12 protein-coding genes are annotated in these 14302 nt (G+C 53.9%); 7 read left to right on the top strand and 5 right to left on the bottom strand.

What is annotated here, in order from left to right; genetic code table 11:
• Positions 1-210: 210 nt before the first annotated feature.
• The 4 genes from metC to AC1DUO_RS05830 form a co-directional block, all read right to left on the bottom strand.
• The gene (gene metC / locus AC1DUO_RS05845) at positions 211-1404 is read right to left on the bottom strand and encodes a cystathionine beta-lyase (RefSeq protein ID WP_119261241.1); all 1194 of its coding nucleotides are present in this window, start codon (positions 1402-1404) and stop codon (positions 211-213) included.
• A gap of 179 nt (positions 1405-1583) precedes the next feature.
• A complete protein-coding gene (locus tag AC1DUO_RS05840; RefSeq protein WP_013573979.1) occupies positions 1584-2876 on the bottom strand; it encodes a TRAP transporter large permease in 1293 nt (430 codons plus the stop codon).
• A 12-nt stretch (positions 2877-2888) separates the two neighbouring features.
• Positions 2889-3401, bottom strand: a complete 513-nt coding sequence (locus tag AC1DUO_RS05835; protein ID WP_013573980.1) for a TRAP transporter small permease — start codon at positions 3399-3401, stop codon at positions 2889-2891.
• A gap of 56 nt (positions 3402-3457) precedes the next feature.
• Positions 3458-4435, bottom strand: coding sequence for a TRAP transporter substrate-binding protein (locus tag AC1DUO_RS05830; protein WP_013573981.1), 978 nt, complete (start codon positions 4433-4435; stop codon positions 3458-3460).
• A 522-nt stretch (positions 4436-4957) separates the two neighbouring features.
• Between AC1DUO_RS05830 and exbB the strand changes: the two genes are divergently transcribed.
• Positions 4958-5878 carry a tol-pal system-associated acyl-CoA thioesterase gene (gene exbB, locus AC1DUO_RS05825; protein WP_191996295.1) on the top strand — a complete coding sequence of 307 codons (921 nt, stop codon included), beginning with the start codon at positions 4958-4960 and terminating at the stop codon, positions 5876-5878.
• A 9-nt stretch (positions 5879-5887) separates the two neighbouring features.
• A complete protein-coding gene (gene exbD, locus AC1DUO_RS05820; protein WP_013573983.1) occupies positions 5888-6322 on the top strand; it encodes a TonB system transport protein ExbD in 435 nt (144 codons plus the stop codon).
• A gap of 71 nt (positions 6323-6393) precedes the next feature.
• Here the strand turns inward: exbD and garD are convergent, their stop codons facing one another.
• Positions 6394-7965, bottom strand: coding sequence for a galactarate dehydratase (gene garD / locus AC1DUO_RS05815; RefSeq protein WP_013573984.1), 1572 nt, complete (start codon positions 7963-7965; stop codon positions 6394-6396).
• Positions 7966-8516: 551 nt separating this feature from the next.
• Here garD and AC1DUO_RS05810 point away from each other — a divergent pair.
• The 5 genes from AC1DUO_RS05810 (at position 8517) to AC1DUO_RS05790 (ending at position 14298) form a co-directional block, all read left to right on the top strand.
• Complete coding sequence (locus tag AC1DUO_RS05810; protein ID WP_013573985.1) at positions 8517-9860, top strand: MFS transporter; 1344 nt, start codon at positions 8517-8519, stop codon at positions 9858-9860.
• Positions 9861-9920: 60 nt separating this feature from the next.
• Positions 9921-10691 carry a 2-dehydro-3-deoxyglucarate aldolase gene (gene garL / locus AC1DUO_RS05805; RefSeq protein ID WP_013573986.1) on the top strand — a complete coding sequence of 257 codons (771 nt, stop codon included), beginning with the start codon at positions 9921-9923 and terminating at the stop codon, positions 10689-10691.
• Positions 10675-11613: a 2-hydroxy-3-oxopropionate reductase gene (gene garR, locus AC1DUO_RS05800; RefSeq protein WP_255563054.1), complete on the top strand. Its 939-nt coding sequence runs from the start codon at positions 10675-10677 to the stop codon at positions 11611-11613. Before garL ends, garR begins: the two co-directional genes overlap by 17 nt.
• 120 nt (positions 11614-11733) lie before the next feature.
• Positions 11734-12873, top strand: a complete 1140-nt coding sequence (locus AC1DUO_RS05795; protein WP_013573988.1) for a glycerate kinase — start codon at positions 11734-11736, stop codon at positions 12871-12873.
• A gap of 117 nt (positions 12874-12990) precedes the next feature.
• Entirely contained in the window at positions 12991-14298 is a 1308-nt protein-coding gene (locus AC1DUO_RS05790) for an amino acid deaminase (RefSeq protein ID WP_112152115.1), read from the top strand.
• Positions 14299-14302: the final 4 nt, after the last annotated feature.

The raw sequence follows: 14302 nt of genomic DNA, 5'->3' as shown, positions 1-14302 counted from the left end.
TCCTGTTTCTGTTCATTAAAAACTGTCACTTACCAGTGTACCGCGATTTGCGCCGGAAGACGTTGATCTGAGGACATTGTGAAAAAGACAGAATGCTCCGGCGTAAATTTACCGGAGCTAAAAGTAGAGCTTACAGATTATTCTCATTTTGCGAACGAAAATACGTCACACACCTTACCGATCTGCGCGGTGTGTCGCAATCTGTGCGGTTCAGTATGTCGCAATCCGTTCAAAGGCTGTTGAAAGATCGGCGATCAGGTCGTCACAATTTTCCAGCCCGATATGCAACCGCACCAGAGTACCGCTGAAATCCACGGTTTCTGCCGGACGTATCGCCTGAATTTCTTCCGGCTGATTGGCTAAAACCAGTGATTCAAAACCGCCCCAGGAATAGGCCATGCTGAAATGTGCGAAGTGATCGAGATAGTCGGAAAGTTGCTGTTTGCTCAGGCGCTGTTTCAGCACGAAAGAGAACAGGCCGCAACTGCCGGTGAAATCACGTTTCCAGAATTCATGGCCTTTGCTGCCGGGTAATGCCGGGTGGTTGACCACCGCCACTTCCGGCCGCTCTGCCAGCCACCGCGCAATGCGGAGACTACTTTCTGCATGCTGTTTCAGCCGCACGCCCATAGTGCGTAAACCGCGGCTGGCGACATACGCGATATCAGCATCGACCATCTGGCCCATCAGATATGAGTGTTCCCGCAGTTGCTCCCAGCAACGTTCATTAGAAACGGCGGTGCCAATCATGGCATCGGAATGGCCGATAATGTATTTGGTGCCTGCCTGAATCGAAATATCGATATCGAATTCCAGCGCTTTAAACAGAATGCCCGCCGCCCATGTGTTGTCGATCATGACGACGACGTCCGGATTCACGGCCCGCACGGCTTTCACCATCGCCGGAATGTCCGGGACTTCCAGGGTGATCGAACCCGGCGATTCCAGGAACACCACTCTGGTGTTGGGTTGCATCAGCGAGCCTAACCCCGCGCCGATATTGGCCGGAAAATAGGTGGTGGATACGCCGAGTTTTTTCAGCACTTTTTCGCAGAAATCCTGCGTCGGCTCGTAGGCTGAACCGGCCACCAGAATGTGGTCGCCGCTGCTGACAAATGAGAGTACGGCGTTACTGACTGCCGCCGCGCCACAAGGATACAGCGCGCAACCTGCGCCGCCTTCCAGCTCCACCATCGCTTCCTGGAATGAGAAATGCGTCAGGGTGCCACGACGACCGTAAAATAGTTCGCCGTTGGCGCGGTTAGCGGTGGCGTGTTTTTTATCTGCCACGGTTTCAAACACCAGCGATGAGGCGCGCTGGATCACGGCATTCACTGAACCCTGCGTGAATTTCTTGTCCCGTCCGGCGCTGACCAGCGCGGTTTCAATTTTCTTAGACGACATAATCCGTATTTCACCCTGTTTTATAGCGCGGTGCTCTCTGCATCCGCCGATATGTCATTAACTTAACATGATGAATTTCAGGGATCAGGCTTTTGGCGGGTGGATGAGAAAATTTCAGCAGCACGGCCAAAAAAAAAGCCCGTCGTCACGACGGGCAAGGGAGAAACGAGTTTTGGGCATCAGCCGGTATAAACGCCAAACAGTTTGGGCAGGAACAGCGAAATGGTCGGAATATAGGTCACCAGCATCAGCACCACGAACAGCACGCAGTAGAACGGCAGCATGGCTTTCACCACTTTTTCGATGCTCTGTTTACTCACCGCGCTGGCCACAAACAGCACCGAGCCGACCGGCGGGGTGATCAGGCCAATCCCCAGATTCACCAGCATGATCATGCCGAAATGCACCGGGTCGATGCCGAGCGATAACACCACCGGCAACAGCACCGGCGTCAGGATCAGGATGATCGGCGCCATGTCCATCAGTGTGCCGATCACCAGCAGCATGATGTTGATCCACATAAGGATCACGTACTTGTTGTCAGAGATCGAGGTGAAGAATTCGGTGATGCGCATCGGCAACTGCATGTAAGTCATGACTGCGCCAAAACTGGCGGCAAACCCTATCAGGATCATCACGATGCTGACGGTTTTCACCGTGCGATACATCAGTTTCGGTAGTTCGCTCCACTTGTAATCGCGGTAGATAAACATGGTGACGAAGAATGACCACAAACACGCGATCGCTGCGGATTCCGTCGCGGTAAATATTCCGCTGAGAATGCCGCCCATGATGATCACGATGGTCATCAGCCCCCACAGCGTGTCGATAAAAATCTTCAGCGCCTGGCGGAACGGCACGCGCTCACCTTTCGGGTAACCGCGTTTGTGAGCAAACACCACGCACATCACCATCAGCGTCAGGCTGAGCAGTAAACCGGGCAAAATACCGGCGATGAACAGCGCGGCAATCGACACCGTACCGCCGGTCGCCAGCGAGTAAATCACCGAGTTGTGGCTGGGTGGCGTCAGGATCGCCTGTACCGAGCCGCTGGCGGTGACCGCCGCCGCAAAGTCACGCGGATAGCCCTTTTTCTCCATTTCCGGGATCATCACCGAGCCGATTGAGGCGGTATCCGCCACGGAAGAACCGGAGATCGCGCCAAAAAAGGTTGAGGCCACAATGTTCACCAGCGACAGCCCGCCGCGGATAAACCCGACAAAGATGTAGGCAAAACTGACCAGCCTGCGGGCGATCCCTCCTTCGGCCATGATCGCGCCTGCCAGAATAAAGAACGGGATCGCCAGCAGTGAAAATTTGTTCACGCCGTTGGTCAGTTGGATCATCAGCGCTTCAAACGGCAGGTCAATCCACCAGGCTCCTGCCAGCGCGCTCAGCCCGACGGCGTAAGCGACCGGCACGCCAATCGCCAGCATCACTGCCAGCGTTAACAACAAGATTAATGCATCCATAACAGGCTCCGGTCAGGCGTCAGAATTGCCCAGCATCACCACAGGCCGCTGATGTTGCGGGCCGGCAATGATCTGCTCAATGATGAATAACAACGTCAGTGCAGAACCTATAGGTAGCGGCAGATAGGTCTGTCCGGCGGTCAGCAGCGGGAATTCCGCCACCGGCTGTTGCCAGAGTTCACTGCACAATTGCAGGCTGTACCAGAAAATAAACACGCTGATGGCCAGCATCATCAGGTCAGCCAGCAGGGCAGAAAATTTTTTCAGCGCAGGTGGCAGGCGGTCAGTGACCATCGCAACGACGATGTGTGAACCAGCGCGGTAACTGACAGCGGCTCCGATAAAGGTGAACGTCACCATGCACATAATCGCGATCGGCTCCGGCCACGACAGGGCGCTGTTCATCACGTAACGGGCAAAGATCCCAACCGGGATCACCGCCACCATCAGCAGCAACGCGATGCCCGCGATCCACATCGCGCAGCGGTAAAGAATGTCCATCAGGGTGTGATAACTCGAAACCATAAATCCCCCGGCGAAAGATCAGAAAGAAGCAGCCCGCAGGCTGCCGGTGTCAGGGTTTACTTCACGTCAGCGATTTGCTGCATCAGATCCTGATGGTCTTTGCCGAATTCATCGCGCACGGATTGCGTGGCTTTGACATACGTCGCGGGGTCAATCTCATAGAATTTCACGCCGCCCGCTTTCATCGTGGCGAGGGCTTTCTCGTTATAGGCTTTCCACAGTTCGCGCTGTTCGTCCTGTGCTTCTTTCGCCAGTTTGAGGATTAACTGCTGGTCTTCCGGTTTCAGTTTGTCCCATTTCACTTTTGAATACAGGAACAGCTCCGGGATGATGAAATGGCGGCTGTAGGTGTAGTTTTTCACTACCGGCAGGTAGTTATGGGCGACAAAGGTTGGCGGGTTGTTTTCGGTGCCGTCAATGACGCCGGTCTGCATGCCGCTGAACACTTCACTGACGCCCATCGCCACCGGATTGGCACCCATCGCTTTCAGCGTTGCCAGCGCAATCGGACTGCCCTGTACGCGGATTTTCATGCCGTGCAAATCTTCCGGTTTCACCACCGGTTTTTTGGTGATCAGGTTACGCGTCCCGCCATCCATCCAGCCGAGAAAAACCAGTCGCGAATTCGGATTGTTGGTGATTTTATCGCCGATTTCTTTACCGATCTGACCGTCGAGCACTTTGTGCATATGGTCTTCGTCGCGGAAAATATAGGGCAGGGTGAAGACATTAATTTCTGGCAAAATCGAAGCAACCGGCGTCATCGACACACGGATGATATCCAGCGCACCGAGCTGCGCCTGTTCAATTTCCTGCTTTTCATCTCCCAGCACGCCGCCCGGAAACGTTTTAATTTCGAGGCGTCCGTCTGTTTGCTTTTGCAGTTTTTCGCCCATGTGCTGGACGGCGACCACGTTGGGATAGCCTTGCGGATGCACGTCGGCGGCTTTCAGCGTTTGTGCTGACACGCCATGCGTAAATAAGAGGGTCGCGGAACTCAGGCAAAGGCTGAGAAGTGCTTTTTGCATTTTCATCAGTTTGTCTCCAGGGTACTCGGTAAGGGAAAGATAAATGTGAACAAGTATCGAACAGGACGGGCGCAGAGGCGTTGCCGGTTCATTTTGAAAAATGTCTGAATAAGCTTTTAAATGATAGGGATGCATGACGTGCCGGTGTGAGGTCTTCGCCAGTGAATGCACTTTATCCTATTTTTTGTTGTGCGGTATTTGAGCGTTATCACAAACTCGTAACAAATGTAAAAAGCTGTTGCTTAATATTTAAAACGTTGTTTTAACTTGAGTAATGAAGCTCAGATGATTGATTTACTGTGTGATTTTTTTTGAAAGTGTGACGGAGGTTAAATTGTTCAACCTTTGTACAAACAGGAAAAACCTTGTCATCTGTCAATGACACGTCGGGCGGCAGGCGGGACAATGTAAATAATAATGAGAACGACTATCAATTAGGCCTTTTTCTTTGATATCATTCGGCGTTATTCATTCCTTCTACACACTGATTCTGGCTGGAGGCGACGCGTGAAAACGGCTCGCAATAAGATGAAAGAGGCGACCTCATTACTGATGTCGTTAATGTTGGTTGCTGGTCTGAGCGGCAACGCGATGGCTGCACCTGCGACGCCGGCGGGACAAGCCGTCAATTCTGCAGCAACTCAACCTGCAACGGCTGACGCACCGGCGACCGGTGACGCAACGCCAGCTCCGGTGATGCAACCCGCGCCAGCAGAGACGGCACCCGTGATCCCAACCGATTTGTCTGTTATGGGCATGTACCATCACGCTGATGTGGTGGTGAAGACCGTCATGATCGGTCTGCTGCTGGCTTCTGTAGTCACCTGGGCATTGTTATTCAGCAAGGGTGCGGAAGTCTTCACGGGCAAACGCCGTATGCGCCGTGAATTTGATGCGTTGTCCTCCGTTCGTACGCTGGACGAAGCCGCCGAGCAGGCTGAAAGTTTCGCTGCCAGCAGCATCAGCGCGCAGATGATCCGCGATGCGCAGAACGAGCTGGAACTGTCTGCCGGATCGACTGACAACAACGGCATTAAAGAGCGTACCGGTTTTCGCCTTGAGCGCCGCGTCAGCGCCGCGGGTCGTTACATGGGCCGTGGCAACGGTATTCTGGCGACCATCGGAGCAATCTCTCCCTTCGTCGGCCTGTTCGGTACCGTATGGGGCATCATGAACAGCTTCATCGGTATCGCACAGACGCAGACTACCAATCTGGCGGTCGTCGCACCGGGTATCGCCGAAGCCTTACTGGCCACGGCTGTGGGTCTGGTTGCGGCTATCCCTGCGGTGGTCATCTACAATATTTTCGCCCGTACCATCACCTCTTACCGTCATCAGGTAGGCGATGTGGCGGCGCAGATTATCCTGTTACAGGGCCGTGATTTGGATCTGGCTGCCAGCGAAGGCAATGCGCCACGCGGTCAGACAGGTCAGTTACGCGTAGGGTAAGAACAGATTATGGCTATTCGGTTAAACGACGATATCGACGAAAGTGGTGAAATGCATGACATCAACGTCACGCCTTTTATCGACGTCATGCTGGTATTGCTGATCATCTTCATGGTGGCGGCACCGCTGGCCACCGTTGATGTGCGGGTGGATTTACCGGCTTCGACGGCAAAACAGCAGCCGCGTCCGGAGAAACCGATTTTCCTGTCGGTGAAAGCTGACAAGCAACTGTTCCTCGGCGACACGCCCGTGAACAGCGATAATATGACCGCGATGCTGGATCAGCGTACTCAGGGTAACAAGCAGAGTACGATTTTCTTCCGCGCGGACAAAAGTGTCGATTACGAAACGCTGATGAGCGTGATGGATAACTTGCGTAAAGCCGGTTACCTGAAAGTCGGGCTGGTGGGTGCAGAACAAACCGGTGCCGCTGCGGCGCAGTAAGTTGTGAATCAAATCAGACGCACAAAAAAGGCCAGCATTGCTGGCCTTTCGTTTATCCGCAAAACGGTAACTCAGGTTACCGGCGCCGGGTTAAACACCGCCAGCGCATTATGGATGCCCCAGGTGTCTGACCAGGTTTTCTTGCGACCGCTGGCGATGTCCAGAATGAAATGGAACAGTTCCCAGCCCACATCCTCGATGGTGGCATCACCGGTCGCAATTGTCCCGGCATTGATATCCATCAGATCGTGCCAGCGGTTTGCCAGCGTGGTACGTGTTGCCATTTTAATCACCGGCACGGCAAGCAGGCCGTATGGCGTACCGCGTCCGGTGGTGAATACCTGAACGGTAATACCGGAAGCCAGTTGCTGTGTCCCGCAGACGAAATCGCTGGCAGGTGTGGCGGCGTAAATCAGGCCTTTTTTGGTCGGACGTTGTCCCGGAGACAACACTTCTGAAATCGCACTGGTACCGGATTTAGCAATCGAACCCAGTGCTTTTTCAACCACGTTAGCCAGACCGCCTTTTTTGTTGCCCGGAGACGGGTTGGCGCTGCGGTCGGTCTGTCCCAGCGACAGATAATTATCGTACCAGGCCATTTCTTCCAGCAGACGTTTACCCACGTCGACGTCCGCTGCACGCGGTGTCAGCAGATGGATAGCGTCGCGCACTTCTGTGACTTCTGAAAACATCACTGTTGCACCGCAGCGCACCAGCAAATCCGAAGCGTAACCGACTGCCGGGTTGGCGGTGACACCGGAGAAGGCATCACTGCCGCCGCATTGTGTGCCCACAACCAGATCGGAAGCCGGACAGGTTTCGCGCTGGCGGCGGTTCAGGCGTTCCAGATGAAATTGTGCGACCGTCAGGATATCGTCAACCATCGACTGGAAACCGACATGTTGCTCATCCTGCAAACGCACAATGTGCGTGTCATCGAGTGAAATCGCCTGCACATCCGGCGTGCCTTCCAGCAGGCGCTCGGGTTGCAGCTTCTCACAGCCCAGACCGACCACCATGACTTCGCCGCCAAAGTTCGGGTTCAGCGCCAGATTGTGGATGGTGCGGATCGGGATAATGGCCGCAGGGGCGTTAATCGCCACACCGCAACCGTACAAATGATTCAGTGCCACGACACCGTCGACGTTGGGGAATTTCGGCAGCAAATCACGTTCAATGATTTTCACTACGTAATCCACTACGCCCGCCACGCAGTGCACACTGGTGGTGATTCCCAGCAGATTTTTGGTGCCGACGCTGCCGTCGGCATTGCGGTAGCCTTCAAAGGTATAGCCTTCGAGTGGTGGCAGCGCGGGTGGCACACGGGTGGCCAGCGGCAGGCTGTAAAGTTCAGGGGCGACCGGTAATTCCACCAGGGATTCATCAATCCAGCTGCCCTGCGCGATATCCCGTACGGCATAACCAATGACTTCTCCGTAACGAATAATATCGCCGCCTTTAGCAATGGGTTCTAACGCCACTTTATGGCCTTGCGGAATATGCTCAATTAATTCCAGACCGTTCGCAAATCGGGTGCCGGCTTTTAAGCCGTTGTCATTCACAATAATCGCCACGTTATCGCTTTCATGAACTTTAATAAAAAGCGCTTCGGTAGCGTGTTCTTTATCTTTATTACGTGACATAACTGTCTCCGCGTTTATTAAACATCCCGGAACAAAAAATTCCGGTAAATTATCTGAAGTTGACGCTCAATAATGTTCTTGTAAACATGCTCTGGTAATACAGGGTATGGCATCCATTATAAGGCAGTCTTCCGGCAACCTCATTGTGCAACTGACCAGCTTTTTGCCCGATGAACGTCATTCTGTGTGGCAGGTGACAGAATAAATGTGATGTAAATCACCCTTTGATTTGAGCGGTTATCGGTTCCGCACAATCTGTGATTCTCCTCCCACACCGATGTGTGGATGCAAAAGAATAGTCACAATCAACGGGGCTATTCTTGGGCGAATGCACAGTGTTATTTCGTGGCCTCCTTTTTATACTGTATTGGCCCTCTGAAGGTGACGTTGAAAGTAATACAGGTAAATTTCAGGCGATCATAAATAAAGTGTTTATTGCCTGTTTCGAATTAAGACGCTGTACGGCGAATAACCACAGGTGAACGAAAAACGTTATTTCAATAACGGTGAGCTCCCTGAAAAATTTTCGCATTATGACAATGAGGGTCACCATGAACATTCAATCTCAGTCCGGGACAATCGCGCAAAGTAAGGTACGGACCCATATCCGTTACTATATTTTGCTGATTATCTTTTTAATCACGGCGGTGAATTACGCTGACCGCGCAACGCTCTCTATCGCGGGAACCGAGGTCGCGCGTGAGCTGGGCCTGGATGCTGCCGACATGGGACAAATCTTTGCCGCGTTCGGCTGGGCTTATCTGATTATGCAATTGCCCGGCGGCTGGCTGCTGGACAGATTTGGCTCCAAAAAAGTGTACACCTACAGCCTGTTCTTCTGGTCGCTGTTCACCCTGTTGCAGGGTTTTGTGGGCTGGTTCCCGCTGGCGTACGGCGCACTGACGCTGTTCATGTTGCGTTTCATGCTCGGTTTCTCCGAAGCTCCATCCTTCCCGGCGAACGCCCGTATTGTGGCTGCCTGGTTCCCGACCACTGAACGCGGCACGGCTTCCGCGATTTTTAACTCCGCACAGTATTTCTCACTGGCACTGTTTTCGCCTTTGCTGGGCTGGCTGACTTATGCCTGGGGCTGGGAACATGTTTTCATCGTGATGGGCGTGCTGGGTTTTGTGCTGACGCTGGTGTGGATCAAATTCATTCACAACCCGCCGGAACATCCACATATTTCTAAAAGTGAGCTGGAGTATCTGACAGACGGCGGTGCCGTTGTTGATATCGACCACAAGAAAACGGACAGCGCGAAAAACGGCCCGAAATGGAGCTACGTTCGTCAGATGCTGAGCAGCCGCATGATGCTTGGGATCTTCTTCGGACAGTATTTCATTAACAGTATTACGTGGTTCTTCCTGACCTGGTTCCCGATTTATCTGGTTCAGGAAAAGGGCATGTCTATTCTTAAAGTGGGGATGATTGCCGCAATTCCTGCGCTGTGTGGTTTTGCGGGCGGTGTGCTGGGTGGCGTGTTCTCAGATTTTCTGATCAGACGCGGCTATTCGCTGACCGTGGCGCGTAAAATTCCTATCGTGCTGGGCATGTTATTAGCCACCAGCATCATTTTGTGTAACTACACGGACAATAACGTACTGGTCGTCACCCTGATGGCGCTGGCGTTCTTCGGTAAAGGCTTCGGAGCGCTCGGCTGGCCAGTGATTGCGGATACTGCGCCAAAAGAAGTCATCGGTCTGTGCGGCGGCATCTTCAACGTGTTCGGTAACGTGGCCTCCATCGTGACGCCGCTGGTGATCGGCTACATCGTGAAAGGTCTGCATTCTTTCAATATGGCATTAATTTTTGTGGGCTGTTCAGCACTGATGGCGATGCTTTGCTATCTGCTGGTGGTCGGCGATATCAAACGTCTGGAACTTAAGAAATAGTAAATTGCGATGCGGGGTAATCCGGGCATCCCGGCTCTGCCCCCTTTTATGAGGTCAGATATGAGTAATCAAATGATTCCAAACCGGTTCCGCCAGGACTTATTGCAAGGGAAAACCCTGATTGGCTGTTGGTCAGCATTATCCAGCCCGATCTCAACCGAAGTGCTTGGCCTCGCAGGTTTTGACTGGCTGCTGCTCGACGGCGAACACGCGCCAAACGATGTTAGCACTTTTGTGCCGCAGCTGATGGCGCTGAAAGGCAGCCGCAGCGCGCCGGTAGTTCGTCCGCAATTCAACGATCCGGTGGTGATTAAACGTCTGCTGGATATCGGTTTCTACAATTTCCTGGTGCCGTTTGTGGAAACACAGGAACAGGCTGAGCTGGCCGTTGCTTCGACCCGTTATCCGCCTGCCGGGATCCGCGGCGTTTCCGTTTCCCACCGCAGCAACATGTTCGGCACCGTGCCGGATTACTTCAACAGCATCAATGACAACATCGCGGTGATGGTGCAAATCGAAAGCCAGCAGGGCGTCGATAATCTGGACGCGATTGCTGCCGTTGATGGCATCGATGGCATTTTCGTCGGCCCGAGTGATCTGGCCGCAGGCATGGGTCATCTGGGCAACGCCGGACACCCGGACGTGCAGGCCGCTATCCGTCACATCTTTGCGCGTGCAAAAGCGCATGGCAAACCGAGCGGTATTCTGGCACCGGTTGAAGCGGATGCGCGCCGTTATCTGGAGTGGGGCGCGACCTTCGTGGCTGTCGGCAGTGATTTAGGCGTTTTCCGTGCAGGCACACAGGCGCTGTGCGATCGCTTCACCCAGTGATCCGCTCTCATTACATCAATATAAAGAGGATACCCGAATGAAAATTGGCTTTATTGGTTTAGGCATCATGGGCAAGCCTATGAGCAAAAACCTGCTGAAAGCAGGTTACGAGCTGGTCGTTATGGACCGCAATCAGGATACCGTCGGCGAAATTGTCCAACTCGGCGCGACAGCCGCAGACACACCAAAAGCGGTGGCTGCGGTTTCTGATGTGATCATCACCATGCTGCCAAACTCGCCGCAGGTGAGAGACGTGGCGCTGGGCGAAAATGGTCTGATTGAAGGCGCTCGTCCGGGCACCATTTTCATCGACATGAGTTCTATCGCGCCGCTGGCAAGTCGTGAAATCAGTGAGGCGCTGGCCGCTAAACAAATCGCGATGCTCGATGCGCCGGTCTCCGGTGGTGAACCAAAAGCCATCGACGGCACTATGTCTGTCATGGTGGGTGGCGACAAAGCCGTGTTTGATAAATGCTATGAAATCATGAAATCCATGGCAGGTTCGGTGGTGCATACCGGTGATATTGGTGCAGGCAACGTGACCAAGCTGGCGAACCAGGTGATTGTGGCGCTGAACATTGCGGCGATGTCAGAAGCACTGGTGCTGGCAACCAAAGCGGGCGTGGATCCGGATCTGGTTTTCCAGGCAATTCGTGGTGGTCTGGCAGGCAGTACCGTGCTGGAAGCGAAAGCGCCGATGGTGATGGATCGCAACTTCAAACCGGGCTTCCGTATTGATTTACACATCAAAGATTTAGCGAACGCACTGGACACCTCACACAGCGTCGGCGCACAACTGCCTCTGACCTCGCTGGTCATGGAAATGATGCAGGCATTGAAAGCGGATGGTCACGGGCAATCTGACCATAGCGCTATTGCACGCTATTATGAAACCTTAGCGAAGGTTGAAGTTACCCGTTAGTCTGCGGCGGACGCGCGGCGCTGAATGAACACGGCTGGCGCGCGGCCCTTCAGGCAGGATGCAAAACTGACAGGACGCTTTTCCACATCGGCGCGTGCAGTTTATGAAGGTAATGACTTTATGAAAATAGTGATCGCACCGGATTCATACAAAGAAAGTTTGTCTGCTTTGGATGTGGCAAAAGCCATCGAGAGTGGGTTCCGTGAGATTTTCCCCGAGGCGGAGTACGTCAAGTTGCCGGTTGCCGATGGCGGCGAAGGCACGGTGGAAGCCATGGTGGCGGCTACCGGTGGGCGTGTGGTGAAGGTGAATGTCACCGGACCACTGGGCACCCCGCTTGAAGCGTTTTTTGGCCTTTCAGGTGATGAGAAAATCGCTTTCATCGAAATGGCGGCGGCCAGCGGGCTGGAAAGTGTTCCTCCGGCGCAACGTAATCCGCTGAAAACCACGTCGTATGGTACAGGGGAACTGATCCATTCTGCTCTCGGCCACGGCGTAAAACACTGCATTATCGGGATTGGTGGCAGCGCTACCAACGATGGTGGCGCTGGCATGATGCAGGCGCTGGGCGCGAAGTTGCTGACCAAAGATGGCAAATCTATTGGTCAGGGCGGAGGCGAGCTGGAAAAACTGCACCACATTGATATCAGCGGGTTGGATCCGCGAATTAAAACATGCCGCTTTGAAGTGGCCTGTGACGTCACGAATCCGCTGACCGGCAAAGACGGAGCTTCTGCCATCTTTGGCCCGCAAAAAGGGGCAACACCGGAGATGATCGAACAGCTCGACGGCTATCTGCATCATTACGCCCGGGTGATCAAACAGGATCTGGGTATCGACGTTGAGCATGTTCCCGGAGCCGGTGCTGCCGGTGGCATGGGAGCGGCACTTTACGGGTTCTGTCATGCCGAACTGCGCCAGGGCATTGAGATCGTCACCGATGCGCTGGGGTTGGATGAACTGGTGAAAGATGCCACGCTGGTGATTACCGGTGAAGGGCGGATTGACAGTCAGAGCATCAATGGCAAAGTGCCAATTGGTGTGGCACGGGTGGCTAAACGTTACAACAAGCCCGTGATTGGTATTGCCGGCAGTCTGACAAAAGATGTTGATGTCGTTTACGACCATGGTCTGGATGCTGTTTTCAGCGTGCTCTACAGCATTTGTACGCTCGATGATGCCCTGAAAAACGCCGCAGACAACTTGCGTAAATCAGCACGAAATATTGCCGCCACTATTAAGTTATCGCAAAAGCTTTAACCGACAGCACTCAGGATATAAAACCGGTGTTCAGGCCCAGCCTGCGCCGGTTTTTGTATTTTATTTCCCTCGGTTTTACGTTAGGTTTTAAAGACATTCGCCAATGAGAAAACACGTATGTCAGAGATCGATTTTTCACAGCAGCCAGTTAATACGCAAACGAAAGGGCTGGGGCCGCTGAGTGACGGTGCGCGCATGCGCGATATCCGTGAACAGGGCTGGAATATCCTGCGTGAAGACGTCAGCCTGCCGGTGGCGGTGCTGCTCGAAGAGAGAATCGAACACAACCTTTCCTGGATGCGTGAATTTATCCAGCGTTATCAGCTCAAACTGGCACCGCACGGCAAAACCACCATGAGCCCTGAGTTGTATCAGATGCAGCTGGAATTCGGCGCATGGGGCATCACGCTGGCAACGGCACCGCAGGTTAATGCCGCGTTCCGGCACGGTGTGCGCAAAGTGATCATGGCGAATCAGCTGGTGGGGAAAGGCAACATGGCAATCATTGCCGGGTTGCTGCGTGATGACCCGGCATTTGATTTTACCTGCATCGTGGATTCTGCTGAGAACGCCGATGCGCTCGGGCACTATTTCGCCAGCCAGCGACAGAAACTGCGGGTGATGTTTGAGTACGGCATAACGGGCGGGCGCACCGGTATTCGCACCGAACAACAGGAAGCCGACGTACTGGCGGCGGTGAAGCGCTGGCCGCAGTCACTGGCGCTGGTCGGCGTCGAGCTTTATGAAGGCGTGAGCAATGATGAAGCGGTGATCCGCCGTTTCCTGCGTCACGTGATGACACGTACCGAAGCGCTGGCGCAGGCCGGAGAATTTGCTGAACCCCAGGTGATTTTGACCGGTGCAGGTTCCGCCTGGTTCGATGTGGTTGCCGAGGAACTGACGCGGGAAGAAACCCATCTTGATGCAGAAAAACGCTACGTGCTGGATATCATTCTGCGTTCCGGTTGTTACGTGACACACGACGTTGGCGCGTATCAGGCGGCGCTGGAACGCATGCAAACCAGCAATCCGGTGGCGCGTGAAATGAACAGCAGTTTACAGCCAGCGTTGCAGGTCTGGGCAGCCGTGCAGTCGTTGCCGGAACCGGGCAGGGCCATTATTGCGTTCGGCAAACGTGATGCCGGTTATGATGCCGGATACCCGAAAGCGGCCGGACATTTTCGTCCGCGCAGCGCCACACAGGCCGGATACACCACGGTGGTGCCCGCGCCTGACGACTGGAAAGTATTCGCGATGATGGATCAGCATGCGTTTATGTCGATCCCGGAAGATGCGGATTTGAAAGTCGGCGACATGCTGGTGTTTGATATCTGTCATCCGTGCCTGACGTTCGACAAATGGCGTCAGTTGTTGCTGGTGAATGAACAGTGGGATGTGACCGGCGCGGTGACGACCTGGTTCTGACGAC

It is taken from the genome of Rahnella sp. P4_A8 (genome assembly GCF_056402435.1).
Note: the sequence above shows the minus strand (reverse complement) of the source record. Positions and strands in the feature narration are given on the sequence as shown.

Bases quoted from the DNA above. Each gene is read 5' to 3' on its own strand.
- metC (WP_119261241.1), bottom strand. From the start codon at position 1,404: ATGTCGTCTAAGAAAATTGAAACCGCGCTGGTCAGCGCCGGACGGGAC.
- AC1DUO_RS05840 (WP_013573979.1), bottom strand. From the start codon at position 2,876: ATGGATGCATTAATCTTGTTGTTAACGCTGGCAGTGATGCTGGCGATT.
- AC1DUO_RS05835 (WP_013573980.1), bottom strand. From the start codon at position 3,401: ATGGTTTCGAGTTATCACACCCTGATGGACATTCTTTACCGCTGCGCG.
- AC1DUO_RS05830 (WP_013573981.1), bottom strand. From the start codon at position 4,435: ATGAAAATGCAAAAAGCACTTCTCAGCCTTTGCCTGAGTTCCGCGACC.
- exbB (WP_191996295.1), top strand. From the start codon at position 4,958: ATGAAAGAGGCGACCTCATTACTGATGTCGTTAATGTTGGTTGCTGGT.
- exbD (WP_013573983.1), top strand. From the start codon at position 5,888: ATGGCTATTCGGTTAAACGACGATATCGACGAAAGTGGTGAAATGCAT.
- garD (WP_013573984.1), bottom strand. From the start codon at position 7,965: ATGTCACGTAATAAAGATAAAGAACACGCTACCGAAGCGCTTTTTATT.
- AC1DUO_RS05810 (WP_013573985.1), top strand. From the start codon at position 8,517: ATGAACATTCAATCTCAGTCCGGGACAATCGCGCAAAGTAAGGTACGG.
- garL (WP_013573986.1), top strand. From the start codon at position 9,921: ATGAGTAATCAAATGATTCCAAACCGGTTCCGCCAGGACTTATTGCAA.
- AC1DUO_RS05795 (WP_013573988.1), top strand. From the start codon at position 11,734: ATGAAAATAGTGATCGCACCGGATTCATACAAAGAAAGTTTGTCTGCT.
- AC1DUO_RS05790 (WP_112152115.1), top strand. From the start codon at position 12,991: ATGTCAGAGATCGATTTTTCACAGCAGCCAGTTAATACGCAAACGAAA.